General features: G+C 73.3%; 26 protein-coding genes and 1 tRNA gene. 16 read left to right on the top strand and 11 right to left on the bottom strand.

What is annotated here, in order from left to right; all coding sequences use genetic code 11:
* Positions 1 to 13: 13 nt before the first annotated feature.
* Positions 14 to 907, top strand: coding sequence for a glycoside hydrolase family 16 protein (locus ACQEUU_RS17640; protein ID WP_433067130.1), 894 nt, complete (start codon positions 14 to 16; stop codon positions 905 to 907).
* Between the two features lie 58 nt (positions 908 to 965).
* Positions 966 to 2,078, top strand: coding sequence for a DUF5925 domain-containing protein (locus ACQEUU_RS17635; protein WP_433067128.1), 1,113 nt, complete (start codon positions 966 to 968; stop codon positions 2,076 to 2,078).
* 3 nt (positions 2,079 to 2,081) lie between these two features.
* Here the strand turns inward: ACQEUU_RS17635 and ACQEUU_RS17630 are convergent, their stop codons facing one another.
* Entirely contained in the window at positions 2,082 to 3,410 is a 1,329-nt protein-coding gene (locus ACQEUU_RS17630; protein WP_433067125.1) for an SWIM zinc finger family protein, read from the bottom strand.
* 80 nt (positions 3,411 to 3,490) lie between these two features.
* On the opposite strand from ACQEUU_RS17630, the gene ACQEUU_RS17625 reads away from it, so the two are divergent.
* The 3 genes from ACQEUU_RS17625 to ACQEUU_RS17615 are packed head-to-tail and all read left to right on the top strand — an operon-like array spanning position 3,491 to position 7,650.
* The gene (locus tag ACQEUU_RS17625) at positions 3,491 to 4,534 is read left to right on the top strand and encodes a peptidase C39 family protein (RefSeq protein WP_433071881.1); all 1,044 of its coding nucleotides are present in this window, start codon (positions 3,491 to 3,493) and stop codon (positions 4,532 to 4,534) included.
* Positions 4,535 to 4,537: 3 nt separating this feature from the next.
* The gene (locus ACQEUU_RS17620) at positions 4,538 to 6,391 is read left to right on the top strand and encodes a S9 family peptidase (RefSeq protein WP_433067122.1); all 1,854 of its coding nucleotides are present in this window, start codon (positions 4,538 to 4,540) and stop codon (positions 6,389 to 6,391) included.
* Complete coding sequence (locus ACQEUU_RS17615; protein WP_433067119.1) at positions 6,388 to 7,650, top strand: M20/M25/M40 family metallo-hydrolase; 1,263 nt, start codon at positions 6,388 to 6,390, stop codon at positions 7,648 to 7,650. Before ACQEUU_RS17620 ends, ACQEUU_RS17615 begins: the two co-directional genes overlap by 4 nt.
* Before the next feature lie 6 nt (positions 7,651 to 7,656).
* Here the strand turns inward: ACQEUU_RS17615 and ACQEUU_RS17610 are convergent, their stop codons facing one another.
* From ACQEUU_RS17610 to ACQEUU_RS17585, 6 genes are read right to left on the bottom strand one after another with little or no spacing between them, the layout of a single operon-like run.
* Entirely contained in the window at positions 7,657 to 8,607 is a 951-nt protein-coding gene (locus ACQEUU_RS17610; protein WP_433067117.1) for a hypothetical protein, read from the bottom strand.
* Positions 8,604 to 9,449, bottom strand: coding sequence for an ATP-binding cassette domain-containing protein (locus ACQEUU_RS17605; protein WP_433067114.1), 846 nt, complete (start codon positions 9,447 to 9,449; stop codon positions 8,604 to 8,606). Before ACQEUU_RS17605 ends, ACQEUU_RS17610 begins: the two co-directional genes overlap by 4 nt.
* Positions 9,446 to 9,838 (bottom strand): GntR family transcriptional regulator, encoded by a 393-nt coding sequence (locus tag ACQEUU_RS17600; RefSeq protein ID WP_433067112.1) that lies wholly within the window; start codon positions 9,836 to 9,838, stop codon positions 9,446 to 9,448. The genes ACQEUU_RS17605 and ACQEUU_RS17600 overlap by 4 nt, the downstream gene beginning before the upstream one ends.
* 53 nt (positions 9,839 to 9,891) lie before the next feature.
* Positions 9,892 to 10,632, bottom strand: a complete 741-nt coding sequence (locus ACQEUU_RS17595; protein ID WP_433067109.1) for a DUF427 domain-containing protein — start codon at positions 10,630 to 10,632, stop codon at positions 9,892 to 9,894.
* A gap of 39 nt (positions 10,633 to 10,671) precedes the next feature.
* A complete protein-coding gene (locus tag ACQEUU_RS17590) occupies positions 10,672 to 11,259 on the bottom strand; it encodes a hypothetical protein (protein ID WP_433067106.1) in 588 nt (195 codons plus the stop codon).
* Between the two features lie 41 nt (positions 11,260 to 11,300).
* Positions 11,301 to 11,768 carry an adenylyltransferase/cytidyltransferase family protein gene (locus tag ACQEUU_RS17585; protein ID WP_270157257.1) on the bottom strand — a complete coding sequence of 156 codons (468 nt, stop codon included), beginning with the start codon at positions 11,766 to 11,768 and terminating at the stop codon, positions 11,301 to 11,303.
* 157 nt (positions 11,769 to 11,925) lie between these two features.
* Here ACQEUU_RS17585 and ACQEUU_RS17580 point away from each other — a divergent pair, with 157 nt between their 5' ends.
* Both ACQEUU_RS17580 and ACQEUU_RS17575 read left to right on the top strand, forming a co-directional pair.
* Positions 11,926 to 12,495: an ATP-binding protein gene (locus ACQEUU_RS17580; RefSeq protein ID WP_433067103.1), complete on the top strand. Its 570-nt coding sequence runs from the start codon at positions 11,926 to 11,928 to the stop codon at positions 12,493 to 12,495.
* Positions 12,470 to 13,054: a hypothetical protein gene (locus ACQEUU_RS17575; protein WP_433067100.1), complete on the top strand. Its 585-nt coding sequence runs from the start codon at positions 12,470 to 12,472 to the stop codon at positions 13,052 to 13,054. The genes ACQEUU_RS17580 and ACQEUU_RS17575 overlap by 26 nt, the downstream gene beginning before the upstream one ends.
* A gap of 106 nt (positions 13,055 to 13,160) precedes the next feature.
* Here the strand turns inward: ACQEUU_RS17575 and ACQEUU_RS17570 are convergent, their stop codons facing one another.
* Entirely contained in the window at positions 13,161 to 14,159 is a 999-nt protein-coding gene (locus tag ACQEUU_RS17570) for a response regulator transcription factor (RefSeq protein ID WP_433067097.1), read from the bottom strand.
* Here ACQEUU_RS17570 and thrS point away from each other — a divergent pair.
* The 3 genes from thrS to ACQEUU_RS17555 all read left to right on the top strand — a co-directional run bounded on the left by thrS (position 14,049) and on the right by ACQEUU_RS17555 (position 18,915).
* Positions 14,049 to 15,518: a threonine--tRNA ligase gene (gene thrS / locus ACQEUU_RS17565; protein ID WP_433067095.1), complete on the top strand. Its 1,470-nt coding sequence runs from the start codon at positions 14,049 to 14,051 to the stop codon at positions 15,516 to 15,518. The two genes, ACQEUU_RS17570 and thrS, sit on opposite strands and share 111 nt — an antisense overlap.
* A gap of 119 nt (positions 15,519 to 15,637) precedes the next feature.
* Positions 15,638 to 17,974, top strand: coding sequence for a TRAP transporter permease (locus tag ACQEUU_RS17560; protein ID WP_433067092.1), 2,337 nt, complete (start codon positions 15,638 to 15,640; stop codon positions 17,972 to 17,974).
* Positions 17,971 to 18,915 (top strand): TAXI family TRAP transporter solute-binding subunit, encoded by a 945-nt coding sequence (locus tag ACQEUU_RS17555; protein WP_433067090.1) that lies wholly within the window; start codon positions 17,971 to 17,973, stop codon positions 18,913 to 18,915. The genes ACQEUU_RS17560 and ACQEUU_RS17555 overlap by 4 nt, the downstream gene beginning before the upstream one ends.
* A gap of 460 nt (positions 18,916 to 19,375) precedes the next feature.
* Here the strand turns inward: ACQEUU_RS17555 and ACQEUU_RS17550 are convergent, their stop codons facing one another.
* Together ACQEUU_RS17550 and ACQEUU_RS17545 are read right to left on the bottom strand one after the other, a co-directional pair.
* The gene (locus ACQEUU_RS17550) at positions 19,376 to 20,344 is read right to left on the bottom strand and encodes a magnesium transporter CorA family protein (RefSeq protein ID WP_433067087.1); all 969 of its coding nucleotides are present in this window, start codon (positions 20,342 to 20,344) and stop codon (positions 19,376 to 19,378) included.
* Positions 20,345 to 21,058, bottom strand: a complete 714-nt coding sequence (locus ACQEUU_RS17545; protein ID WP_433067084.1) for a DUF72 domain-containing protein — start codon at positions 21,056 to 21,058, stop codon at positions 20,345 to 20,347. It abuts the gene before it with no gap.
* 194 nt (positions 21,059 to 21,252) lie between these two features.
* Here ACQEUU_RS17545 and ACQEUU_RS17540 point away from each other — a divergent pair, with 194 nt between their 5' ends.
* Positions 21,253 to 22,623 carry a YibE/F family protein gene (locus tag ACQEUU_RS17540; RefSeq protein ID WP_433067082.1) on the top strand — a complete coding sequence of 457 codons (1,371 nt, stop codon included), beginning with the start codon at positions 21,253 to 21,255 and terminating at the stop codon, positions 22,621 to 22,623.
* 156 nt (positions 22,624 to 22,779) lie between these two features.
* On the opposite strand, the gene ACQEUU_RS17535 is transcribed toward ACQEUU_RS17540, so the two are convergent.
* Positions 22,780 to 23,640 (bottom strand): NAD(+)/NADH kinase, encoded by an 861-nt coding sequence (locus ACQEUU_RS17535; protein ID WP_433067079.1) that lies wholly within the window; start codon positions 23,638 to 23,640, stop codon positions 22,780 to 22,782.
* A gap of 147 nt (positions 23,641 to 23,787) precedes the next feature.
* Between ACQEUU_RS17535 and ACQEUU_RS17530 the strand changes: the two genes are divergently transcribed.
* The 5 genes from ACQEUU_RS17530 to ACQEUU_RS17510 all read left to right on the top strand — a co-directional run bounded on the left by ACQEUU_RS17530 (position 23,788) and on the right by ACQEUU_RS17510 (position 26,231).
* Positions 23,788 to 23,861 (top strand) — tRNA-Pro (locus tag ACQEUU_RS17530).
* 57 nt (positions 23,862 to 23,918) lie between these two features.
* On the top strand, positions 23,919 to 24,344 hold the full coding sequence (locus tag ACQEUU_RS17525) for a hypothetical protein (protein ID WP_433067077.1): 426 nt from the start codon (positions 23,919 to 23,921) through the stop codon (positions 24,342 to 24,344).
* Positions 24,345 to 24,412: 68 nt separating this feature from the next.
* Positions 24,413 to 24,958 (top strand): hypothetical protein, encoded by a 546-nt coding sequence (locus ACQEUU_RS17520; protein WP_433067074.1) that lies wholly within the window; start codon positions 24,413 to 24,415, stop codon positions 24,956 to 24,958.
* A gap of 4 nt (positions 24,959 to 24,962) precedes the next feature.
* Positions 24,963 to 26,021 carry a hypothetical protein gene (locus ACQEUU_RS17515; RefSeq protein WP_433067072.1) on the top strand — a complete coding sequence of 353 codons (1,059 nt, stop codon included), beginning with the start codon at positions 24,963 to 24,965 and terminating at the stop codon, positions 26,019 to 26,021.
* A 9-nt stretch (positions 26,022 to 26,030) separates the two neighbouring features.
* Positions 26,031 to 26,231 carry a hypothetical protein gene (locus ACQEUU_RS17510; RefSeq protein ID WP_433067069.1) on the top strand — a complete coding sequence of 67 codons (201 nt, stop codon included), beginning with the start codon at positions 26,031 to 26,033 and terminating at the stop codon, positions 26,229 to 26,231.
* Positions 26,232 to 26,235 lie beyond the last annotated feature (4 nt).

Raw genomic sequence — 26,235 nt, 5'->3', positions numbered from 1 at the left:
CTCGGCATTCGGCTTGTGGGCGACGTTCGCCGTCCGCCAGTCGACCCGCAACACGAGGACCTACTGGGCCTCCGGCGAGAACTCCACCGCCACCGCGCGGCCGCGGCTGGTGATCTCCTACACCGCGCCCACGGCGAGCCCGTCCCCCAGCCCCTCGCCCAGCCCTTCCCCCAGCCCGTCCCCCGGCTGGCGGCTCGTGTGGTCCGACGAGTTCGACGGCACCGCGCTGAACACGGCCAAGTGGAACGCCCGCGACTCCTGCGTGGACTACGACCGCGCCTGCATCACCAGCCGCGCGAAGAACGTCTTCGTCAAGGACGGCGCGCTGACCATCCGGGCGCACAAGGAGAACTACACCTGCGGCGGCGGCACCCGGTCCTACACCACCGGCTACCTCGACACCAGGACCAAGGCGTCGTTCACCTACGGCCGCTTCGAGGCCCGGATCAAGTCGCCCAACGGGCCCGCGAACTCGCGGGGCCTGTGGCCCGCCTTCTGGATGCGGCCCGACGACGGCGGCAACGGCGAGATCGACGTCACCGAGCTCCCCGGAGGCTCCGCCTACTACAAGGCGGCGACGGCGGCCATCTTCCGCGACTACAAGCCGACCAAGAACGACTTCCGCTACACCTTCCTCTCCGGTCACCCCGGCGACGGCTTCCACACCTACACCACCGAGTGGGAGCCGGGCGTGATCCGCTGGTACGTCGACGGCCGGGAGATCTGGCGCCGCGACGGTGACACCACGTCGTGGCTGGAGGAGACCTTCGGCGCGGACGCCACCTACAAGCGCAAGTTCCACCTGCGGCTGAACTTCCAGATCGGCGGCTGGCTGGGCGATCCCGACGCCACGACCACCCTGCCGGCCGACTTCGTCGTCGACCACGTGCGGGTCTGGCAGCGCTGACCGGGCGGCCCGGCTAAAGTCTTCGACACGCACCTCCGGGGATGTGATCATAGACCTCATGTCTGTCATCAGGGAGGTGCCGTTCCCCAGTCAGGAAGACGCCGAGCTCCCCATGAACGTCTGGCTCGACGACTCCGACTCCGCCGTCGACGTGATCGACGCGCTGGCCCTGTCGCCCTTCGCGACGGGGCACCAGCCGTGGTCGCGGGTGGCCAACCTGGAGCGGGTCCGCCCCGACGCGCCACTGCGGCCCGCCGAGGGCCGCGTGGTGCGCACCGCCGTGGTCGAGGACGGCATGGAGTCCCGCCTGATCTGCGGCGACGGCTGGACGTTGCGGGTGGTCAAGCACCGCAACCGCTCGGCCACGCTGAGCGTGAGCGCGACCAGCGAGGAGCTGGCGCGCTCGGTGCTCAAGGAGAGCGTGGCCGGCGCGGAGGAGCCCGCGCCCGAGACCGACCACGTGGAGATGGGGTTCTGGTGGCGTGGCACCCACGGCGGCAACCGGTCGGAGAAGCCGATCACCGCGCAGCCGTGGGACCAGATCAGCGGCAACTACGCCGAGCGGGTGCGCGGCCCGCTCGGCGACCTGATGCGGGTCAGGCCCGGCGACGTCAGCGGCCGTCTCCTGCTGCTGCACGGCCCTCCGGGCACCGGCAAGACGACGCTGCTGCGCACGCTGGCCAAGCAGTGGCAGGACTGGTGTCAGGTCGACTGCGTGCTCGACCCCGAGCGGCTGTTCGACGAGCCCGGCTACCTGATGGAGGTGGCCGTCGGCTACGACAACGACGAGGACGACAAGCAGCGCTGGCGGCTGCTCGTCCTGGAGGACTGCGACGAGCTGATCGGCGCGGCGGCCAAGTCGCAGGCGGGGCAGGGCTTGTCGCGGCTGCTCAACCTGACCGACGGCCTGCTCGGCCAGGGCCGTGACGTGCTGGTGGCGATCACCACCAACGAGGACCTGACCCGGCTGCATCCCGCCGTGGTGCGTCCCGGCCGCTGCCTGGCGCAGCTGGAGGTCGGCCCGCTGTCGCGGCAGGAGGCGGTCGCGTGGCTGGGCTCCTCCGAAGGCGTCGGCCCGTCCGGCGCGACCCTCGCCCAGCTGTACGCGCTGCGCTCGGGCCGCGTCTTCACCGCCGCCCCCTCCGACGAGAGCACGGGCCTGTATCTCTGACCCTCACACCGGGGTCTCCACGAGGGCGCGGGCCGCGATCCTGGCGGCCAGCACGTGTTTGCACGGGCCCCGGGAGCCGCGGTGGTCGAACCACCACGGGCAGGTGCACGACCCCGCCTCGATCCGCACCTGGCGCAGGCCGCCCGTCGTGGTGACCTCCGCCAGGTCGCCGTCCAGGCGGACGGCCCCCGACTCCACCAGGGCGCGGGCCGCCGTCAGGCGCGGGTTGAGCTGCGCCACCTGGTCGCGGTCGTACGGGAGCTCGCGGTGGAAGTGGGACGCCTCGTGCAGGTCGTACCCGACCCGGCCGGCGGTGCCGAGCTGGGTGAGCGCGGCGCGCACCCGGGCGGGCGTCAGGCCGGAGCGGTCGGCGAGCAGCCCGACCTCCACGGCGGGCTCGAAGTTCAGCAGCACGCCGATCAGGTCGGCGTCGGCGGCGGCCTCCTCGGTGGCGAGGTCCTCCAGCACCTGGCCCTCGCCGGAGAAGCCGCGCCACGGCTCCGGCGAGACCGCCAGCGTGTAGCGCATCCCGGGCAGCTCCAGCTCCCACGCGGCGGCCTGGCCGGCGTCGCCCGCCGGGCCGTACACGCGCAGCGCCCTGGCGAACCTGAGCAGCGGCATGAGCGTGGCGATCCGCCCCGGCCCGGACAGGCAGACGGCGCCGCGGCCGGGACCGGCGGCCAGGCGCAGCTCCCGGCCGGCGGGCACGGCCCAGACGGTGCCGCGGGCGCCGCGGGGCAGCGAGCGCAGGAAGCGCACCGCCTGCGGCCCGTTCAGCTCGGCCCGCAGGTCGAACCCGGCGGCGATCACCTGCACCTCGGCGAAGCCGCGCAGCCAGCGGGTGGGCAGCGGCACCTTCTTCTCCACCACGGCCCCGTCGAGCGTGGTGACGGTCAGCTCGTCGGGGCCGACGCCCAGGTGGAGCGGGTCACGGCCGCCGACCCGGCGCAGCGACTCGCGCAGGGGGCCGTTGACGTCGACGTTGGTGGTGCCGCGGTCGAGCACCTCGCCGTCGAGCGCGGTCACGTCGAGCCGGGCGTAGACGCCGCCGCAGGCGGAGAACGACTCGAACCTGAGCCGGTCGCCGTCGCAGGTCACCACCGGGTCGCGGGTCCAGCCGGGGCGCGGCTGGTGGTAGCGGGCCATCGCCACGTCGGCGACCGCCAGCAGGCCCGCCGCGGCCGGGGCGGCCTGGGTGAGCAGGCCGCTGAAGAACCTGGGGTGCGTGTGGGGCCCGGACAGCGCCGTGCCGCCGGAGGTGGACAGGCCGAGCCGGCCGTCGGCGAGGGCGGAGGGCCCGGCGTAGGCGTACGCCTGCACTGCTTGAGTCATGGCCCGGACGATAGAGATCGTCACCGACAAACGGGCAGTACGTAAAACCTCCGATGCGTGACCTGCGGCGCGGCTCCAGAATGGGGCCGGTGCTCACCGTCGACCGGGCCCGCGTCGCCCTCACCCGCTTCACCGTGCCCCCGATCGCCGGTGACGGCTGGATCAGTGACGAGCACCTGATCGGCTTCCCCGCGACGCAGCTCGTGCCGTCGTGGACCGCGCGCACTCCGCCGGGCTCCTGGATCGAGGTCGAGCTGCAGGCGGTCACCGCCGAGGGCCGCCGCACCCGGTGGTACGTGATGGGCCGCTGGTCGGAGCGGGGCGGGCCGCGCACGTCGGTCGCCGGTCAGGGTGACGAGGACGGCGACGTGGCGGTCGACACGTTCGTGGCCCGGCGGCCCCTGTCGGCCTACCGGGTGCGGGTGCGGGCGTGCGGGGCGGGCGCCCGCGTCGAAGGGCTCGCGGTGATGGCGTCGGCGCTGCCCGCGCGCCCGCCCGGGGGCTCGCGGCCGTCCGGCGCCGGGCCGGTGCGGCTGGAGGTGCCGGAACACTGGCAGCACGCGCACGCCGGCCACCATCCCGAGTACGACGGCGGCGGCGCCAACTGGTGCGGCCCCGCGGCGACGGCCATGGTGCTGGCCTACTGGGGCCGCGGGCCGGACGACCTGGACCGGGCGGGAGCGGGCTGCCCGCAGCCGGCCGTCGACCACGCCGCGCGCGGCACCTACGACAGCGGCTACCTGGGCACCGGCAACTGGCCGTTCAACGTCGCCTACGCGGGCTCGTACGGGCTGCGCGGGTTCGTGACCCGGTTGAGGTCGGCGGCGGAGCTGGAGCGGTTCGCCCGTGCCGGGATCCCGGTCGTGGTGTCGCTGTCGTTCAAGGAGCGGGAGCTGCCCGGAGCCGGCTACTCCACGAGCGGGAACCTCATCGTGGTGACCGGCTTCACCGCCGGGGGCGACGTGCGGGTCAACGACCCCGCCGTGCCCGACGGCCGGGTGCGCCGGGTGTATCCGCGCGGGGCGTTCGAGCACGTGTGGCTGCGGAGCTCCGGGAGCGGCGGCATCGCGTACGTCCTGCATCCCCCTGAGATGTCCCTGCCCGAGTCTGATGGCAATTGGTGAGAGATGAGTATCCGAGCGATTGAGGTGGCCCGCGCCGACGGCGGCCCGCAGTGGGTCGAGGCCGTGTCCACGCCCGCGGGCGTCGAGGTGTGGTGGGACGAGCCGCGCCCGCACGAGGGCGGCCGGCGGTGCGTGGTGCGGCGGCTGCCCGGCGGTGAGCGCGAGGACGCGCTGCCCGAGGGCTGGAACGCGCGCAACCGGGTGGTCGAGTACGGGGGCCGGTCGTGGCGGCCGCTGCCCGGCGGCGGCCTGGTGTTCACGAACTGGGCCGACCAGCGCGTCTACCGGGTCGGCGGCGCCGGCCCGGTGCCGCTGACGCCGCCGGGGCCGGCCCGCTACGCCGACCTGTTCCTGCCGCCGGGCAGGGACGAGGTGTGGGCGGTGCGGGAGATCGAGGACGTGCGCGACCTGGTGGCCGTCCCGCTGTCCGGCGACGGCGTCCGGGTGATCGCCAAGGCGCAGCGCTTCCTGATGAACCCGCGCCTGTCCCCCGGCGGCGGGCACGTCTCCTGGATCGGCTGGGACCATCCGAACATGCCGTGGGACGGCACCGAGCTCTGCGTCGCCCCGCTCGGCGCGGACGGCGTCGCCGGTCCGTACACGGTGGTGGCGGGCGGCCCGCGCGAGTCGGTCGTGCAGGCCGAGTGGCGCGACGACGACACGCTCTACGCGGTCACCGACCCGACCGGCTGGTGGAACGTGCACGAGATCGGCCGCGACGGCGTCCGGGGCCGCAACCTCACGCCGATGGAGCTGGAGTTCGGCAACGCGCCGTGGAAGCCGGGCCTGACCTGGATGGCGCTCGCCGGCGACCGCCTGGTGCTGGTGTACGGGACGGCCGACCGGCGGCGGCTGGGCCTGCTCGACCCCGCCACCGGCGAGCTGCGCGAGATCGGCGGCGAGGCCACCCACTGGGGCTCGACCGTGTCTGCGGCCGGCGGCAAGGCCGCGGCGGTGCGGGCGACCCCGCACACGCCCCTGGAGGTGGCGTTGATCGACCTGGGCAGCGGCGAGCGCGAGACCGTCTCGGCGCCCAGGCCGCTGCCGGACCGGGCGCTGCTGCCCGAGCCGGAGGCGATGACGGTCGAGGGGGTGCACGCGCACGTGTACCCGCCGCTCGGGGTGCGCGGCCCCGCCCCGTACGTGATCTTCGTGCACGGCGGGCCGACCGGGAGCAGCCCGCTCATGCTGGATCTGGAGATCGCCTACTTCACCAGCCGGGGGCTGGGCGTGGCCGAGGTCAACTACGGCGGCTCGGCCGGGTACGGGCGGGCCTACCGGGAGCGGCTGCGCCACCAGTGGGGCGTGGTCGACGTGGAGGACTGCGCGAAGGTGGCGCGCGGGCTGGTGGAGCTGGGCCGCGCCGACGCGGCCAGGATCGCGATCCGTGGCGGCAGCGCCGGCGGCTGGACGACGGTGGCGGCGCTGGTGCACAGCGACGTGTTCGCGGGCGGCGTCGCGCAGTACGCGATCACCGACCCGGAGAGCTGGGCGGCCGAGACGCACGACTTCGAGTCGCGCTACCTCGACGGGCTGATCGGGCCGCTGCCCGAGACCCGTGAGCGCTACACCGACCGCTCGCCGCTGCTGCACGCGCACCGGGCGTCCGGCCCGTGCCTGATGCTGCACGGGCTGGAGGACGCGATCGTGGACGTGAGCCAGGCCGAGCGGTTCGTCGCCGAGCTGGACCGGCACGGCAAGCGGTGGGCGCTGCTCACCTTCCCCGGCGAGCAGCACGGCTGGCGCAGGGAGGAGACGATCGTCGCGGCGCTGGAGGCCGAGCTGGCCTTCTACGGGCAGCTGTTCGGGTTCGAGACGCCCGAGGTCGCGCCGCTGAAGCTGGAGGGTGGAAAGTGAAGGACGTCGCCGAGATCTGCTCGGACCTGATCAGGTTCGACACCACCAACCCGGGCCCGGGTGAGCGCCCGGCCGCCGAGTACGTCGCCACGCTGCTGGCCGACGCCGGATTGGAGCCGGTGGTGTTCGAGTCGGCGCCCCGGCGCACGACCGTCGTGGCGAGGATGGCCGGCGACTCCCCTGACGCGCTCCTCATCCACGGCCACCTGGACGTGGTGCCCGCCGACCCGGCCGAGTGGCGGCTGCCCCCGTTCTCCGGCGAGATCGCCGACGGCTGCGTCCACGGCAGGGGCGCGGTCGACATGAAGGGCTCGTGCGCGATGACGCTGGCCACCGTGCTCGGCATGCGGGCGCGCGGGCAGCGGCCGAAGCGCGACGTGGTGCTGGCGTTCCTGGCCGACGAGGAGGCGACCGGCGACTACGGCTCGCGGCACGCGGTGTCCGAGCACCGGGAGCTGTTCGACGGGGTGACGCAGGCGATCAGCGAGTCGGGCGGCTTCAGCGTCGACGCCGGCGGCCACCGGGTCTATCCGGTGGCGGTCGGCGAGCGCGGCACCGCCTGGATGAAGCTGACCGCGCACGGCGTGGCCGGTCACGGCTCCAAGCCCGCGGCCGACAACCCGGTGGCCACACTGGCGCACGCGCTGTCGCGGGTGGCCGCGCACCAGTGGCCGGTCCGGCTCACGCCGTCCGTCGCGGCGCTGATCCAGCGGCTGGGGGAGATCACCGGGCAGCCGGTGGACCTGGACCGGCTGGACGCCGAGGCGGCCCGGCTCGGCCCGCTGGGACAGCTGTTCCAGGGTCAGATCCGCAACTCGGCCAACCCGACGATGCTGAACGCGGGCTACAAGGTGAACGTGATCCCCTCCTCCGCCGAGGCCCACGTCGACGGCCGCTACCTGCCGGGGCAGCGGGAGGAGTTCCTGGAGACGCTCGACGAGCTGCTCGGCCCCAAGATCACCCGGGAGTTCGTCAACCTGGAGGACGCCCCGGCGGCCCCGTACCCGTCGTCGTTCTTCGACGAGCTGGCCGGCTCCCTGGTCGCCGAGGACCCGCTGGCCAGGCCGGTGCCGTACGTGATGAGCGGCGGCACCGACGCCAAGTCGTTCGCCAGGATCGGCATCGAGGGGTACGGGTTCGCGCCGCTCATGCTGCGGCCGGACCTGGACTACTTCGGCATGTTCCACGGCAAGGACGAGCGGGTGCCGGTGGCGGGCCTGGAGTTCGGCACCCGGGTCCTGACGAGGCTGCTCACCTGACGGGCCTCACGCCGTGCGCCGCAGCACGCGGCGCGCGGTGCCGGCCATCAGCAGGGCGGAGGCGGCCGTCAGGATGGCCGCCTCGGTCCACTGGAAGCGCCAGAACCGCTCCGGCGGGTGGTAGCTGACGGCGTAGGTGTAGCCCTGGGCGAACAGGCAGGCGTGCCACGTCTCGGTCCTCCTGCCGTCGAAGGGGCGCTCGCATCCCGTGGGGGCGTCGACGGCCCGCCCCGACGGGTCGACCCAGCCGGCGTCCACGAGGCGGGCGTCGGGGTCGTCGAGCACGACCGCGTCCGTGAGCACGGCCCGCTCCGGCACGGCGTAGTGGTCGCTGAGCCCGAACAGCGCGACCATGGTGGCCGCCACCCCGGCGACGACCAGCGCCATCGCCGGGAGCGTGCGCCGCAGCAGCGCCCCGGCGCAGGCGCCGAGCGCGAACGCGTACAGCCACCACGCGGCGGGCGCCACCCCGGTCATGTTGAACATCCCGATGTTGCCGAACCCGGAGTCGATCCCCTCACGGAACACCGGCCGCCACAGGCCGACCATGAGCGACAGCAGCAGCCCGCCGGCCACCACCGCGCCGCCCAGCAGGCCGAGCTTGACCGCGAGCCACCGCCCGACCGGGATCCCCTGCGTCCAGGCGAGCCGGTGGGTGCCGCGCTCGTACTCCCTGCCGAGCAGCGGCGCCCCCCAGAACGCGCCGATCAGCGCGGGCAGCACCAGCGGCATCCAGCCGAACAGCGTGTAGACGGCGTCGTAGCGTTCCCCCAGCCCGACCGCCACCTCCACCGACCCGCAGAAGTCGGAGCCCGGCGGGCAGCCGTCACGGGAGTAGCGGGACACGAAGCTCCGGGCCTCGGTCGCGGAGCTGAGCAGCAGCATTCCGAGCACGACGAGGAAGCCGGCGGTGACAAGGAGCTGCGCCCGGTGCTGGCGCCAGGTGACCCAGATCATCGCTTCACCGCCGCGGGAGCGGGCAGCGCCGAGCTCCCCGGGCTGCGCAGGTAGCCCATGACCAGCTCGTCCAGGGTCGGCCGGCGGGCGCTCCAGCGCAGGTCCGGCGCGCGCTCGCCGCGGACGAGCAGCGTGGCGTGCCTGCCGGTCACGGAGGCGGAGACCGCGTCCAGGCCATCAGCGTCCCCGGCCGGGCCGGAAAGCACGAGATGCCCGGCGAGCAGGTCGTCGATGCCGCCGCTGACCTGCAGCCTGCCGCCGTTGAGCAGGACCAGCCAGTCGCAGGTCTCCTCCAGATCGGCGACCACGTGCGACGACAGCAGCACGGTCAGCCCGCGCGCGGCCACCTCGCCCATGAGCGTGCGCATCACGTCATGCCGGGCCAGCGGGTCGAGATTGGCCAGCGGCTCGTCCAGCACCAGCAGGTCGGGCATCCTGGCCAGCGCCAGGGTGAGGGCGAGCTGCGCCTGCTGCCCGCCGGACAGCCGGCCCGCCCTGGCGCCCAGGGGGACGCCCAGCGCGTCCAGCCGGTCCCGCGCGCCCTCGCCGTCCCACCGGGGGTTCGTCCGCCGCCCGAACTCCAGCGTCTCGGCGACGGTGAACGACTCGTACAGCGGCTTGTCCTGGGCCACGAAGGCGACGCTTCCCCGTACCGTGACGCTCCCCTGCTCCGGGGCGAGCAGGCCGACGGCGGCGAGCATGAGCGTGGACTTGCCGGCCCCGTTGGGGCCGACCAGCGCGGCGACCCGGCCGGCGGGCACGGCGAGCGAGCAGTCGCGCAGCGCCCAGCGGCGCCGCCGCCGCACGCCCAGCCCCGTCACCTCGAGGATCGGCGCGCTCACGCGGCGCCCTCCCGATCGGCGTCGGACAGCACGGCGGCGAACAGCGCCCGCAGGTCCTCCTGGTCCAGCCCGGCGTCCCTGGCCTCGCGCACCCAGGCCGCCAGCCCGCGCCGCAGCCGCGCGTGCTCGGCCAGGCCGGCCCCGCCCACGCCGCGCTCCACGAACGTGCCCAGGCCTGGCCGGCCCGTCACCAGCCCCTCGCGCTCCAGCTCGCGGTAGGCCTTGAGCACGGTGTTGGGGTTGATCGCCAGCTTCTCGACGACCTCGCGCGCGGTGGGCAGCTGGTCGCCGGGACGCAGCGTGCCCAGCCGCAACGCCTGCTTGACCTGGTGCACGAGCTGGAGGTACGTCGCCACTCCGGACCCGCGGTCCAACTGGAACTCCACCATAACACCCTTTCACTAATTAAGTAGTGAAAGGGTGGTGGAAAGGCGGCGCCCTGTCAACCGAACGGCGTCTTCGGACGCTCCTGGAGCACCCCGTCGACGTAGGTGTCGACCTTCTCGTCGTAGAAGGCGATCAGGCCGGCGACGCGCCCGCTCTCCGGCAGCGGAGTGGGGTACGACCAGGCCAGGTCCGGCTCGCCGTCGACCGACCAGTACTCGGCGGTGCCCTTGTACGGGCAGCGGGTCACGGTGCCGGTGTGCTCCAGCAGGTCCAGCCGGACGTCCGTCTTGGGCAGGTAGTAGCGGGGCGGCAGGCCGGTCTCGAACAGGATGCGGGCGTGCCGCGAGTCCGCCACCGTCACGCTGCCCACCTCGACCCGGACGTGGCGGGAGCTGGGCAGGATGTCGACGCGGGTGTACGGGCTGCGCGCGTGCACGTACACCTGCTCGTCCTCCTCGAACCAGGCGTCCATGGCGTCCCAGGCGAAGCGGACATGCCCCCTGATCGCCTCCAGCGGCGAGTCCGGGAAGGTGAGGGCGGCGCCGGCCGCCTCCTTGCCGCCCGCCGCCACGGTGTGCACCAGGCCGTCGCCCCGGCTCGGCGAGCGCTCGACCGCGCCCGTAGGCCTGAGCTCGGCCATGACGTCCTCCAGCGGGAGGTAGTACGTCGGGTAGTACGGGATCTCCCACACCAGCAGGGCGCGGGTGGTGTCGGCGGCGGGATGCCCGCCCAGATAGGTCCTGACACGCTTGGCCGAGCCCTCGACGCGGACCCGGCCACGGCTCACGGCGTCCATACCCCGGCAACCCCGGCGTGCGCGGAGCTTATTCCGCTGTCAGTCCACGCCGAAGGCCGTCAGCGTCGCCCACGTGACGAGCGCCCCCACGGCCGCGCCCACGGCCACCTGGGCCGGGGTGTGATGCGTCAGCCGGACCCTGGCCCAGCAGACCAGCGCCACCAGCGCCGCCCCGGCCGTCAGGACCGGCGCGGCGGGCAGCACGTACGCCAGCACCACGACCGTGCCGGCGCACACGGCGGCGTGGAAGGAGATCTTCCAGCGGAGGGTCACCGGGACGGCCACCGCCAGCGCGGCGAGCATCGCGGTCACGACGGCCAGCAGCAGCAGGGGCGCGCCCAGCCAGGCCAGCAGCACCAGCGCGCCCAGCACGCCGGCCACGGCGGCGAGCAGCGGCCCCGGCCGGCGCGAGCGGTCCACGATGTGGTGGGAGTCGAGGCGGCCTGAGCGCACCCCGGCGGCGATCACCGCCGCGGGCACGCCGCCGCACAGCGCCGAGGCCACCAGCCCCCACGCGGCCCCCGCCCAGCCCTGGGCGAGCAGGCCGACGGCCGGCGGCATGGCGATCACCAGCACCTGCGGGGCCAGCAGGTCGGTGACCCCGCGCGCGAGCCGATCGGCCGTCATGTCCACGAAGGTCACGCGATCATGCCCCGCCGCACGGCGCACTACCCCTTGCCGGCGGCGTTGACGATGCGGGTGGTGGAGCGGTCGGGGATGGCCTCCATCTCCCAGCAGTCGGCCCCCAGCAGCGCCGCGGCGGCGCGACGGCCGCCCGCGTGGGGGTCGCCCGCGGTGTGGGCGAGCGCGCCCGGCCGCATCGGCGCCAGCAGGTCGATGTAGTCCTCGGGCCCGTGCGCCTCGGGCGGGCCGGTGACGATGAACACGCCGGTCACCGCGCGCAGCGCGGCCAGCACCTCGGCCCGCTCCGCCGCCGGGTTGAACGGCCGCGACGGGCCCTTCCACGCCCGTACGCGCGGGTCGTCCTCGACGCCGACGACCAGCGGCAGCCCGCGGGCCGCCACCGCGCCGAGATAGCGCACGTGGCCCACGTGCAGGATGTCGAAAACGCCGGTCACGACCGATGCCCCCGGGTGGTCGTACCGCTGCACCCAGACGGCCTCCAGGCTGCTCACGCAGGCACTCCTCCTAGTCGACTCGTCGATCGCAGCGTACAAGGTCCGGAGCGGCTTCCCGACAGGCGAGGCGCGGAAAGGCGATTCCTACCTTTTCGCGATAACCCGTGAGCGCGGGTTCGCGCGTCGAACAACGTCGCCGAAACTGGGGGTCAGCGTGGCAGGACCGGACGTTCAGCAGCCCGAGCAGGACCTCGAGGTCCGCTTCCCCGGAGACCCGGCGGCGGTCGCGCGGGCGAGGAGCCTGGTGACGGACACGCTGGGCCGCGACCACCCGCTGCACGACGACTGCGCGCTGCTGACCAGCGAACTGGCCACCAACGCGGTCCTGCACACCCGCTCGGGCGCGGGCGGCACGTTCACGGTCCGGCTGCGCGCGAGCGGCGACGCCGGCCAGGGGGCGACGGTGCTGGTGTCGGTGGAGGACGCGGGCTCGGACGGCCCGCCGTGCGCGTGCGGCGCCGACCCGCGCTCCACGGGCGGGCGCGGGCTGCCGATGCTGGAGGCGCTCAGCCACCGCTGGGGCTACACCCGGGGCGACGGGACGACGACGGTCTGGTTCGAGCTGCTGCTCGTGACGGTCCCCGCCGGCTGGGCCGCCGAACGGGTCCAGGCGGGCCGGGAAGCGTCCCGGCGAGACCAGCGCACCCTCGACGCGGCAGGCCGACGCCCGGCGGAGTGCGGCCGCCTAGCCTTCCACCATGAGCTTCGGCACCTACGCCCGTAAGGCGCGTGACCCCGCCCTGCCCTTCCGACGGCGGGTGTCGGCGTTCCGCTCCTGCGTGCAGCTGTATCGGCCGCTCGGCTTCCAGGCGACGCTGAGCTTCGTCGAGTCCCGGGCGGGGAGGTTCCAGCGCGACGAGGCCGCACTGCTCCGCGCCCTGGATCTCGTCGAGGCGAGCCGCGCCGCCTGGCACGCCGAGCTCCAGGCGTACGCGACGAGGCGGCGGGAGGCCAAGGAGCGAGGCCGGCGGTCACCGCGTGCGGAGGAGGCGAATCCGAACATTCAGGTCCGCTGGTACTGGTACGGCGCCCCCCGCGAAGCCGCGCTGCACGCGTTGCGGCTGTGGCGCCGCCGGCACTCACCGGGGCCGGCGCCCGCCGCGGACCCGGTGCTCCTGGAGATCAGCGAGTGCGTCAGTGAGTGCCTGGACCTCGGGGGCGTTCTCACGGACGCGCGGCGCGACCGCCTCCGCGCCCGGGTGAACGAGATCGAGCGACACCCGCACCCGACCGGCCTCCTCCGGGTCGTACGGCATCTCGAGGTGGCGTCGGGTCTGCGATGACCCGGCCGAGGGGTCGAGCCCGGAGATCCTGATCACCGAGGTGACGGATCGGCCGAGGTCCGGCGGCCGGCGTCGCGGCGCCCGTGCGCGTGGAGGGCGGGACCGGTCAGACGTCGAGCCGGCACAGGCCCTCCGCCAGCGCCTTGGTGGTCAGCCGGGTGCGGCTGTCGCAGGCCAGCTTGGCGAAGATGTGCTCCAGGTGCGTGGTGACGGTGCGGACGCTGAGCACGAGCGCGGCGGCGATCTGCGGGTTGGAGTCGCCCGCCGCCACCCGGGTGAGCACGTCGATCTCGCGCCCGGTCAGCTCGTACGGGAGCGAGCAGGGCCGCTCGGCCACCACCGCGCCCTGCACCGAGCCCTGGTAGCCGACGCCGGCGCGCAGCAGCCGGGTCTCGCGCCACTGCCCGCGCCGGTCGAGCCAGAGGCCGTGGCGGCCGAGCTCGCGCGAGTCGATGAAGGCGCGCGCGTACGCGGCCATCGCCCGTTCCTCGCGCAGCGCTTCGGAGACCGGCCGTCCGGGCACCTCGCGCAGGGTGCCGGCCCGGTCGAAGGCGACCGCGCTGAACCCGGGCGGCAGCCCCACCGGGTCGATCACGCACCGGGTGAGGTCGGTGACGTGCGCCAGCATCGGGCTGACGGCCGTCACCAGCGGAGCGGTCTGTGCGGGGAACTCGCCCCGGGTGGCCAGGTGGAGCAGGCCCGTGTAGCGGCCCTCGGCCAGGAACAGCGGCGCCGTCAGCCCGGCCCGCCACCCGTAGGGCTCCAGGTGGCGGCGGAAGTAGCGCTCGGTGCCCGGCTCCGGCATCGCCACCGGCCGTCGGGTGGCGACCGCCCTGCGGTAGGCCTCCAGCGCGGTGTACTCCTCGGCGGCGTCGCCGTCGAGACGCCCATGGCCGTCGGAGGCGACGCTGCGGTGGCGGCCGGTGGCGGGGTCGTAGGCGACGAACTCGTAGGCGTCGACCGGCACCAGCTCGCGCAGCGCGGCCATCGCGCCGTGGGCGCTGTGGGCCCCGCGCGGGCCGTGGCCACCGGCTCCGGCGGCCACCTGGTAGCCGACCTCGGCGAACGCCGTCAGCTGGCGGACGTTCAGGGTGATCTCGGCCACGGTTCTTTATACCACCGAGATCTTTCCGCGGGCGGTTTCCGAAGTCAGGCTGTATCGTCGGACCCATGCAGCGCGCTTTCGTCACGACGACGCCGGACCTCGTCCCGGCGCGCTGATTCCTGCTCCCGGGCGAATGCCCGGGGAGATCGGTCGTTCGCCCTTTCCACGCAAAGGACGATCATGAACGACCACCGCAGGCTCGGCCGTGAGCTGGGCGTCTTCGACACCGACCCGCTGATCGGCTCCGGTCTGCCCTTCTGGCTGCCGGCGGGCGCCGCCGTCCGCAAGGCCGTCGAGGACTACGTGTACGAGCTGGAGCGCCGCGCCGGCTATCAGCACGTCAACTCGCCCGTGCTCGGCAAGCGCGAGCTGTACGAGCGGTCCGGGCACTGGGCGCACTACGCCGAGGACATGTTCCCGCCGATGCGGGTGGGCGGGGAGGAGTTCGTGCTGCGGCCGAGCCTGTGCCCGCACCACGCGCTCGTCTACCGCTCCCGTCAGCGCGGGGCCCGTGACCTGCCGCTGCGGCTGGCGGAGCTGGGCGGCATGTACCGCTCGGAGCTGTCGGGCGTGCTCGGCGGGCTGAGCCGGGTACGGGCCATCCAGCTCAACGACGGGCACGTGTTCTGCCGGCCCGAGCAGGCGGCCGGCGAGGTGTCGGCCGCGCTCGACCTGATCGAGGCGGCGCACGCCCAGCTGGGCGTCGGCGCGGCCCGCTACCGGCTGTCCCTGCGCGGCGAGGGCGCCAAGTTCGTCGACGACGCGCGGATGTGGGACCGCTCGGAGGCGATCCTGCGCGAGGTGCTCGTGCGGCGCGGGCGCGCCTTCGACGAGGAGCGCGGCGAGGGCGCCTTCTACGGCCCCAAGATCGACATCCAGATCGCTGACCCGGCGGGGCGTGAGTCGACCCTGTCGACCGTGCAGGTGGACTACTTCCAGCCGGAGCGCTTCGACCTGCGCGACGACGGCGGCGGCCGGCCGGTGATGGTGCACCGCAGCGTGGTGGGCGGCCTGGAGCGGCTGGTCGCGCACCTGATCGAGGTGCACGGCGGCGCGTTCCCGGCCTGGATGGCGCCGGTGCAGGCGGTGGTGCTGCCGCTGTCGGACGCCGAGCTGCCCGCCGCCCGGGACGTGGTACGGCGCTGCGTGGCGGAAGGGATGCGGGCCGAACTGGTCGAACCCTCCAGGGGCACCCTCGGCGCCCGCATCAGGGCCAACCGGCTCGTTCCGTACCAGCTCGTGGTCGGGCCGCGCGAGGCGGCCGACGGCGGGGCGGCGGTACGGCTGCGGGACGGGAGCCAGGCCGGGCCGGTGCCGGTGGCGGAATTGGCGGCCGGTTGCCGCCCGCGATTCTCATGAGCCGCCGTACATCAAAGGTCCTCTTGAGCCGCCGTACATCAAAGGAGTGTTAAGGAGTCTTCCCTCCGCGATAAACGGCTCGTAAATTGCCCACGAACGCCCCCGTGGGAGGAGCCGTTTTGACGGAACTGAGCGACCGCGAGGCCGCGCTGGTCGCGGCCGGCGAACAAGAACGCCCCGCCCGGCGGCTCGCCGGCCCGTTGCGGGCCGGTGTGTGGGTTCTCGGCGGGCTGCTGTCGGCCTACTCGATCGCCGTCGTGTTCTGGCCGGTGGAGGCGCTGCAGCACCGGATGACCTTCCTCGCGGTGGCGCTGCCGCTGGTCTTCCTCTGCTACCGGTCGAGGCTGGGGCCGCCGCTGCGCAGGCTCCTCTCGCGCCTCACCCGTCCTGACGGCCCGCCCGCCGGGGCGCAGGCGCATCCGGACGCCCGGGCACTCGCCCTCGGCGACGCCCCGACCCTCCCGGAGGTCTCCGCTCCGGCGGGGCTGCCGGACGCGCCCACGCTGCGCGAGTTCCCGGCGCACAGGAACGCGGACACAGCGGACACGGTGGTCATCGGCGACCCGCCGGACACCGGGACGCTCACCGCGGAGCGTGGGCCGGCCCTGACGGACGCCCCGACGGTGGAGACGGTCCTCGAAGCGCGGGCCGCCGGGGTGCAGGTCACCGGGGAGGCGGGCGGAGCGTCGGCCCAGGGCGGACTCGGGGACGCGGGCGGAGCGTCGGCCGAAGGGGGCAGGCCGGTCGGGGTGGAGGAGGCCGACCGGGCGAAGGGCGAGTGGCCGACGGTCGTCGACTGGCTGCTGGCGCTGGCGTCGCTGGCGGTGCTGCTGTATCCGCTGGCGGACATCGAGGCGTTCCGCGACCGCGGGTCGGGGGCCGCGCTGTCGGAGCTGGACGTGATCGCCGGCCTCGGGCTGACGCTGCTCCTGCTTGAGGCGGTGCGCCGCACGGTCGGCTCGGTCCTCTCCATCATTTGCGCCATTTTTCTGGCATATGCCTATTTCGGGTCATATTTGCCAATCGACTGGACGATCGGCCACCGAGGTTTCGATCTCGACCAGATCGTGTCCCAGCTCTATACGGGCACCGAAGGCTTTTTCGGCGTGCCCCTCCAGGTGGCCGCGACCTACATCATCCTGTTCACCATTTACGGCGCCGTGCTCGATTTCTCCGGCGCCAGCAAGTTCTTCATCGACCTGAGCTTCGCCGCCTTCCGCAAGTCCCGCTCCGCCCCCGGCCGCACCGTCACCACCGCGGGCTTCCTGCTGGGCACCGTGTCCGGCTCGGGCGTGGCGACCACCGTGAGCCTGGGCAGCGTGGCCTGGCCGGTGCTGCGCCGCGCGGGCTACCCGCGGGAACCCGCCGGCGGCATCCTGGCCGCCGGCGGCATCGGCGCCATCCTGTCGCCGCCCACGCTCGGCGCGGCGGCCTTCATCATCGCCGAGGTGATGCGCGTCAGCTACCTGCAGGTGCTGATCTACGCGACCGTCCCCACGATCCTCTACTACCTGGGCATCTTCCTGGCCATCGAGATCGACTCGCGCCGGTTCAGGACCCAGGCGGTGCGGGTGGACGCGCCCGGGATCGGCAGGCTCCTGCTGCGCTTCGGCTACCACTTCAGCTCGCTCGTGCTCATCGTGGTGCTGATGGCGCTGGACCGCTCGGCGTTCCAGGCGGTGGTGATCGCGACCGTGATCGCGTTCGCCCTGTCGTTCCTGGACCCGGCCCACCGGATGGGCCCGAAACGGGTCGGCCAGGCCCTGGCCAAGGGCACGCTGGAGGTGCTCCCGGTGACCGCGGTGTGCGCGGCGGCGGGCATCATCGTCGGCGTCATCACGCAGACCGGGCTCGGCCTCAACCTGAGCTCGATCATCGTGGACCTGGCCGCGGGCAACCTGATCCTCACCACCGTCCTGGCGGCCCTGGCCGTCATGCTGCTCGGCCTGGCCGTGCCGGTGACCGCCAGCTTCATCATCGCGGCGGTGATCATCGCCCCGGCCCTGATGTCCCTCGGAGTAGCGCAGGCCGAGGCGTACATGTTCATCTTCTACTACGCGGTGCTGTCCGAGGTGAGCCCGCCGACGGCGCTGTCCGCGGTCGCGGCCGCCGCCATCACCGGCGGCAACACGTACAGGACGATGATGATGACCTGGCGCTACACGCTGCCGGCCTTCCTCGTGCCGTTCGCGTTCGTGCTCACCCCGAACGGCCAGGCGCTGCTCGGGCAGGGCCCGTTCGGCCTGGTGCTGCTGATGACGGCGGTCTCCGCCGTCGCGGTGGCCGCGCTGGCCGTCGCCACCGGCGGCCTGGCCGGCACTCCCGAGCGGCTGCTGGCCGCGGTGGCCGCGGTGCTGCTGCTGTTCCTCGAACCCGTCCCGATCGTCGCGGGCCTGTCGGTGCTGGCCGTCGCGGCGGCGGTCCACCTCATCCGAAGAAGGAGCGTCCCAGCGTGAAGCGGATACTTGCGGTGCTCGCCGTGGCCGGCCTGATCGCGGGCTGCGGCGGCGGCTCGGGCGGCGGCTCGGGCAACCGGCTGTCGATCGCCACCGGCGGCACCACCGGCGTCTACTACGTCTACGGCGGCGGCCTGGCCAAGCAGCTGTCGGCCAACATCGCCAACACCCAGGCCACCGCCTCGGTCACCTCGGCCTCGATCGAGAACATCAAGCTGCTGGCCACCGGCAAGGCCGACATCGGCTTCTCCCAGACCGACACGGCGGCCGACGCGGTGAACGGCACCGGCTCCTTCACCGAGAAGCAACCGGTCAAGGCGCTGGCCAGGATCTACGACAACTACTCGCACGTGGTGGTCGCACCCGGCGTCAAGGCCGACAAGGTGGCCGACCTGAAGGGCAAGACGGTCTCGCTCGGGCCGCCGAACTCCGGCACGCAGGTGGTGGCCAGGCGCATGCTGGAGGCGGCCGGGCTCAACCCCGACACCGACATCAGCAAGCAGCAGCTGTCGATCAACGAGTCGGTGCAGGCGGTCAAGGACGGCACCGTCGACGCCTTCTTCTGGGTCGGCGGCCTGCCCACCGCGGGCGTGGTGGACCTGGCCACGAGCAAGCCCGACATGAAGATCCTCGACACCTCCGACGTGCTGGCGGAGATGCAGCGCGAGTACGGCGAGCAGTACGTCGGGCTCGACATCGCCATGGACGCCTACAAGCTCGACGGCAAGGTGCGGACGGTCGGCATCGCCAACGTGCTGCTGGTGCCCGACTCCATGGACGAGCAGCTCGCCTACGACATCACCCGGACGCTGTTCGAGAAGAAGCAGGAGCTGATCGCGGTGCATCCGGAGGCGGAGAACCTGGACCCGGAGCTCGCCCAGCAGGTCCAGCCGGTCACCCTGCACGCGGGCGCGGCCCGCTACTTCCAGGAGAAGAGCTGATCAGGCTGGCCCTCTCCCTCGTCGCGGTGCTGGCGCTCGGTTCCGGCTGCGGAGCCGGGCGCCCGGCCGTCAACGGGCTGGTGCTGCCCCCTTCCGGCGCGTTCGCGCTCGCGTACGTCCACTCGATCTACCGGGCGCCCTCGGCGGAGCTGTTCACCGCCGAGGGTGGCCGGCTCACCATGCGGGCCGTCGTCTCGACCGGCGGCGGCGTGCTCGACTATTACGCGCTGGAGGGGACGCGGTCCCGCACCCCTGAGGGGGCATGGCTGCTGCGCCTGGACACTCCCGCCTCGTACGGGGAACTCCCGCTGATCGCCACCCCGATCGGGCGCAGGACGCTCATCGCCGGCGGGCGGTGCCTGCCGCTGTACCCGCGCGACGGCGGGCCTGAGACGGCCCGCGAGGTCACGGTGCGGGCCGGCCTGACGCTGGAGGACCGCGGCGAGCCCTGCCCGCCGCCCTACAACCAGTCGTTCTTCCTGAACACCGCGTACAGCGTCACCGAGGTGACGGCCACCAGCACCAGCGACGCCCAGAACCCCCACGCCTCGCCGGAGCCGGGGAAGGGCACGTTCTGGCCGTAGAAGCCGGTGATGGCGGTGGGCACCGCGATGATGGCCGCCCAGCCGGTGAGCCGCTTCATGATCTGGTTGAGCCGGAACCCCTGCTGGGCCAGGCGCGTCTCGCGCAGGTTGGCCAGCAGGTCGCGCAGCGACTCCAGCAGCTCGGCGGTGCGCAGCACGTGGTCGTACACGTCCTGGTAGTAGGGCGCCATGCCGGAGTCGCGCAGGATGCCCCGGTCGCGGTGGAGCAGGGTGCCGACCAGCTCGCGCATCGGCATCGCGATCCTGCGGAAGCGGGTGGCGACCTTGCGCAGCTCGTACATCCTGCGCTGCACCAGCTTGGCGTCCGAGGGCCGCTCCTCGAACAGCGTCTCCTCCAGGTCCTCGGCCCGCGCGTCCAGGTCCAGCACGAGGTCGAGCTGCCCGTCGACCACCCAGTCGAGCAGGCCGTGCAGCAGGAACAGCACCCCGTTCGAGGCCAGGTGCGGCGCGCCGTCCCAGCGCCGGACCACCTCGTCCAGGTCCAGCGCCGGGTCGGAACGGACGGTGATCAGAGCGGTCTCGGTGACGAAGAGGTCGATCTCGGCGGGGACGAACCGGCCGCCGTCGAAGCGCACCGCGTAGACGGTGATGAACAGATGGTTGTCGTAGACGTCGATCTTGGGGCGCTGGTGGTCGCCGAGCACGTCCTCGACGGCCAGCTCGTGCAGGCCCAGCTCGTCGCCGAGCGCCGCCAGCTCGCCGGGCGCCGGGCGGCACAGGTCGATCCAGACCGCGTTGCGCTGGTCGGACAGGTGACCGGAGATCTCGGCCGGAGGGAAGTTCTCCTTCTCCATCCGGCCGTCCCGGTACAGACGTGTACGCATCTAGATCAGTGTGGCGAACCGCTCGGCGTTCCGCACCGCCGCGCCGCCGGGATCGTTGTTGAAGTACACGTACGCGTCGCGCCAGCCCGCCTCGCGCACCCGCCCGGCCCAGGTCCTCAGCGCCGCGTCCCCGTACGAAGGGCCGGGAGTGGCGCGGCCCTCGTGCAGTCGCACGTATCCCCAGGGCGCGGTCCGCCAGAGCGGGTTCTGCGGCCGGTTGCGGCGGTCGGCCCAGCACAGCGCGGCCTGGCGGGCCTCCAGGATCTCCCTGGTCTCGGCGCTCCACCAGGAGTCGTGCCGGAACTCCACGGCCAGCCGGACCCCGGCGGGGAAGCAGCTCAGGCAGCGCTCCAGCCTGCCGTGGTCGGCCTTGAGCGTGGGCGGGAGCTGCAGCAGGATCGGGCCGAGCGAGCCGCCCAGTCCCGCCGCCGCCGCCATCAGCCTGGCCACGGGCTCCTCCGGCTCGTCCAGTCGCTTGATGTGGGTGAGGTAACGGCTGGCCTTGACCGCCATCACGAACCCGTCAGGGGTCCGCTCGCTCCAGCCGGCGAACGTCTCACGCTTCGGCAGCCTGTAGAACGCGTTGTTGCTCTCGACCGTGGCGAACGTCCCGGCGTACGTCTCCAGCCAGAGCCGCTGCGGCACCCCCTCGGGATAGAGCACGCCGCGCCAGTCCGCGTACTGCCATCCCGAGGTCCCCACCAGCGTCGCCATGCCGATGGCCTACCCGCCCCACGGGGGTGCAGTACTGTCGCACTCGCCGACCGGAGGAGGAGGCCTGATCGGGGATGGGCGCCAATCACGCGCATGGTCACGCGCATGGTCACGCGCATGGTCACGCGCATGGTCACGCGCATGATGGAGGGCGCGGGCACGACGCCGCCGCGCCCGCGTCGCGGCGGGCCGTCGTGGCGACGCTGACCGTTCTGCTGCCGCTGGCGGTCGCCACGCTGGCGGCGCTGGTGTGGCTGTGGCCGGAGGGACGGCTGGAGCCGGCCCAGCAGCAGGCCGGGTTCCAGCGGCTGGGCGGCACGATCACCGCGATCGCGCTGGAGCCCTGCGGGGAGACCGAGCCCGGCGCGCCCAAGCCGCACCCGGCGACCTGTGGCCAGGCCACCGTCACCGTCGCCGAGGGCCGCGACGAGGGCGGCCAGGTCACCGTCCCGCTGCCGAGCGGGCCGGGCTCCCAGCGCTTCGCCGCGGGCGACGACGTGGTGCTGCTGCACAACCCGGAGGCCGAGGAGGGCATGCCCGCCTACCAGCTGTCCGACCATGACCGGTCGGCGCCGCTGCTGCTGCTCGGGGCCGCCTTCGCGCTGGCGGTGATCGCCTTCGGGCGCTGGCGGGGCGTCACCGCGCTCGTGGGGCTGGCGATCACGTTCGTGCTGCTGCTGACGTTCGTCATCCCCGGCATCCTGGCCGGCGAGCCGCCGATGCTGGTCGCGATCGTGGGCGCCTCGGCCATCATGCTGTCGGTGCTGTTCCTGACCCACGGGTTCACGCTGGCGACCTCGATGGCGGTGCTCGGCACGCTGGCCAGCCTCGCCGTGACCGGCGCGCTCTCGTACGCGGTCATCGGGGTCGCCAAGCTGAGCGGGATCACCGACGACAGCTCGTTCACCCTCGACATGAGCCTGTCCATCGACACCCAGGGGCTGCTGCTGGCCAGCATCATGATCGGCGCTCTGGGGGTGCTCGACGACGTGACGGTCACCCAGTCGGTGACCGTGTCCGAGCTGGCGGCGGCCAATCCCTCCTACGGGTTCCGCCGCCTCTACAGGGCGGGCAGCCGGATCGGGCGGGCGCACATCGCCTCGGTCATCAACACGATCATCCTGGCCTACGCGGGGGCGTCGCTGCCGTTGCTGCTGCTGTTCAGCATCGGCGAGCAGCCGCTGGGCGAGGTGCTGACCACGCCGGTCATCGCCCAGGAGGTGGCCCGCAGCGTGGTGGGCACGCTGGGTCTCATCTCCGCCGTGCCGATCACCACGGCCCTGGCCGCGCTCGTCACCTCCCGCCACGCGCCCCCGCCCGCCGCCTTCCCGGCCCCCGCCCCCGGCGAGCCCGCACCACGGGATTCCGGCGACCCCGCGCCGCGGACCTCCGGCGAGCCCGCACCGCGGACCTCCGGCGACTCCTTCTTCGCGGACGCCAGCACCGCACCCTTCCCGGACGGCCCATACACCGATCGGCGGTCCTCCCCGGACGGCCCGTACACCGACCGGCCGGTCCCCCCACGCGCCCGCCATCGCCGCCGCGACGCGGGCACCCCTCCGTAAACCCCGGGACCGGACCTCTGACCCCGGCACGCGCCTCCCCGAGCGCTCCCCGCGACCACGGCCGAGCCCCAAGCGCCGACCGTGACCCGCAGCCCGGCCGAGCCCCCGCGTACTGCCGAGCCCCCGCGTACTTCCGTGGCCGACCGGCGGTCGGCCTCAGGCGATCTCGGCGCTGCCGTCGACGCGGAGCTTGCGGCGGGCGCGCTCGTAGAACGTGGTGCCGAGCCGGACCACCTTGGCCGCGCCCGGACAGGCCGTCACCGTGACGCGGTCGCCGGGGCGGACGTGCCCCACCACCGCGCCGTCCAGCTCGACGGCCAGCCGCCCGCTGGCCGGCAGCAGCTCCAGCGTGACCTCCTCGTCGGCGGGCAGCACCAGCGCCCGGTTGAACGCCGAATGAGCCGCCGCCGGCACCACCAGCACCGCCTCCACGCGCGGCGAGACCACGGGACCGCCGGCGGAGAAGCTGTAGGCGGTGGACCCGGTGGAGGTGGCCACGATCACCGCGTCGGCCGCGTAGTTGACGAACGGGTGACCGGCCGGCGTGACGGTCACCGCCGCCAGCCCCTCGCCGGGGGTGCGCACCAGCGCGATGTCGTTGAACGCCGTCAGTTCCTCGCGGCCACGGAGGCAGGTTCGCACGGCCATCCGCGGCTCCACGGTGTGGCGGTGCCGGTCGATGGCCGACAGCGCCCCCGCGAGCTCGGCCACGTCGATCTCGGCGAGGAACCCGAGCCGCCCCAGGTTCACGCCGAGCACCGGCGTCTCCCGACCGGCGTTCAGCCGCATCGTGCGCAGCATGGTGCCGTCACCGCCCAGGCTCACCAGCAGATCGGCCCGCTCCACCAGGCTCTCGGCGTCCACCGCGACCGCGCTGCAGTCGATCCGTCCCACCTCGTCGGGCAGCCCGAGCACCATGACGTCGTGGGCGGCCGCCCACCCGAGGATGGTGTCGATCGCCTCCTTGGAGTCGCGCTGCGGGTGTAGCACCAGCCCGACCGTCCCCACCATGCCCATGCGGACACTCTAAGGTCCCCTGAGCGGGGCGCCTGTTCGCGGTTCCCGGCCGGGGCCCGGTCCGGCGGCGAAAAGGTGGCGCGGAGGGGTCCGTGGCGCATGGTAATGTTTTCCCCGCGGAGCCGAGCGGACAAGCTCGGGGAGCAACGGGACGTAGCGCAGCTTGGTAGCGCACCTGACTGGGGGTCAGGGGGTCGCAGGTTCAAATCCTGTCGTCCCGACACGATATTTCGCCCGATCACCGTCACGGTGGTCGGGTTTCTGTCGGAGGTGGCCACATGGGGCGCAGGCCGACCATCGACCGGGCCGAGCTGGCCGAGCTGGTCGCCCGAGGGCTGACCGTTCAGGAGCTGGCCGTCCATTTCGGGGTCAGCGAGTCCGGGGTGCTGCAGGCCAAGCGGGCCGCCGGGCTGGCCAAGCCGATGCTCGACCACAGCCGGGCGCTGCCGTGGAAGCTGGCGCGCGCCCACGCCCAGTCTGGGCCGGCCACCAACCTGCGCAACCTGTCCGCGGCGGCGCAGGGCAGGCCGCCCGCGCCCGAGCGGCTCAACACCGCGCTGCGGTGGGCGGCGCGGCTGACCGACGCCGGGCTCGACGTCGCCTACGACCCGGCGACCGGCTTCGTGGAGATCCCTGCCGCCCCTGGCGGCTCCCACGTCGCAACAGTCCTCGACGCCGCGAGAAAGGCGCTCGAAGAGCACTGACGCAGCGTTTCATGGGTGTTTCACGGGGAAGTGCGCGGTCTCAAGAAGAGAGACCGGAGGCGAACAATATGGACACCTTGATCTGGGTGGCCGTCGTCGTGGTCGCGATCGTGGCGGTCGCCGCGGTGGCTTACGTGGTCGTGCAGCAGCAGCGCCGCAGCCGGCTGCGCAGCCGTTTCGGCCCCGAGTACGAGCGGACGGTGGCCGAGCACGAGAGCAAGCGCGAGGCGGAGCAGGAGCTGATCGCCCGCGAACAGCGCCATGCCGAACTGGACATCAAGCCCCTTTCCGAAGAGTCCCGCGACGCCTACGCCAACCGGTGGGCCATCGTGCAGGAGCGCTTCGTGGACGCGCCCGGGTCCGCCGTGACGGAGGCGGACCAGCTGGTGACCGAGGTCATGGCCGAGCGCGGCTACCCGACGGACGACTTCCGCCAGCGGATCGCCGACCTGTCGGTGGGCCACGCCGAGACGCTGACCCACTACCGGAAGGCGCACGACATCAGCGGGCGCGCGGCCCGCGACGAGGCCACGACCGAGGAGCTGCGCCAGGCCATGGTGCACTACCGCGAGCTGTTCGAGGACCTGCTGCACGAGAAGACCCGAGGAAGGTGACGGCATGACCCGAGACGAGTTCAACGTGCCGCCGCAGCGTACCGACCAGCAAATCAGGGACGACAACGACAGCGAGCACGCGGACCACCAGGACACGGGCCACGGCAGCCACCGGGACCCGTACGGCAGGAACGACGAGGACGTGCTGGTGGCGTCCACGACCCCCTCCCCCGGCGACACCGGTCCCCATCCGGCGCCCGCCGACCCCTACGACGACGACCGTCACGACCTGCGCGACGGAACCCGTCACGACCCCGACCACACACGTGACCTCCACGACACGGGCGACCCCCACCACACTGGCGACCCCCGCGACGACCTGAACGACTCCGGTGACATGCGGACGGACGCGGACCTGCGCCACGACCCGGACGGCGCGCAGACCCGCACGGACGACCTGCACGACCTGGACAACGACGCGCACAACGACCTGAACAACGACGTGAACAACGACGTGAACAACGACGTGCGCGACGACGCGGACGACCGGCGTGCCGGGGACCTCGGTACGGGCGCCACCGCGAACGACCTGCGCCACGACCCGGACGACGACCCGGACGACGACGCGGACAACGACGCGGACGACCTGCGGCCGGGCGTGGTGACGGAGGTCGAGCCGGTGACCGGCGCCGCCTCCGGGACCGGCCTGCCCGCCGGGGAGACCCCGGTGCACGCCGCTCCCCCGGCTTTCACCCTGTTCGACCAGGACCCGGCCGAGGTGCAGTCGCGCTGGCGCGACGTGCAGGCCTCGTTCGTGGACGACCCGGCCGAAGCGGTCCAGCGCGCCGACGGTCTCGTGGGCGAGATCGTCGACTCCCTGACGAACGCGCTGAACTCCCGTACCAGTGAGCTGCGTGAGGGCTGGAAGGGCGACGGCGGCGACGACACCGAGCGGCTCCGTCAGGCGCTGCGCGAGTACCGGAGCGTGCTGGAGGGACTGCTCACCCTCTCGGGCACCGGAGGCGCGTCGGGCCTGAGCCCCGCGTCCGGCCTGGGCGGCACGGCCGGCACCCACCAGGCGCCCTACCAGAACGCGGCGTCCGTTCAGCACGAGACGAAGTAGGAGAATGACATGCTCGCGATAGTGTCGGCGATCGTCTTCGGGCTGGGTTTCCTGCTGGACCTGCTGGACGCGCGCATCGCCGGGAACATCTCAGGCACCACCTTCATGCTGCTGGGGCTGACGCTCCTGGCCCTCCACCAGGCCGGCATCGGCACCGCCAGCGTCAAGAGCTACGGCGGCGGCGGCTGGCGCGGCCGCAGCCGGCGGTGACGGT

It is taken from the genome of Nonomuraea sp. CA-218870, from assembly GCF_050936535.1.
Taxonomy (GTDB): Bacteria; Actinomycetota; Actinomycetes; order Streptosporangiales; family Streptosporangiaceae; genus Nonomuraea; species Nonomuraea corallina.
This window is presented reverse-complemented; position numbering and strand designations above follow the sequence as displayed.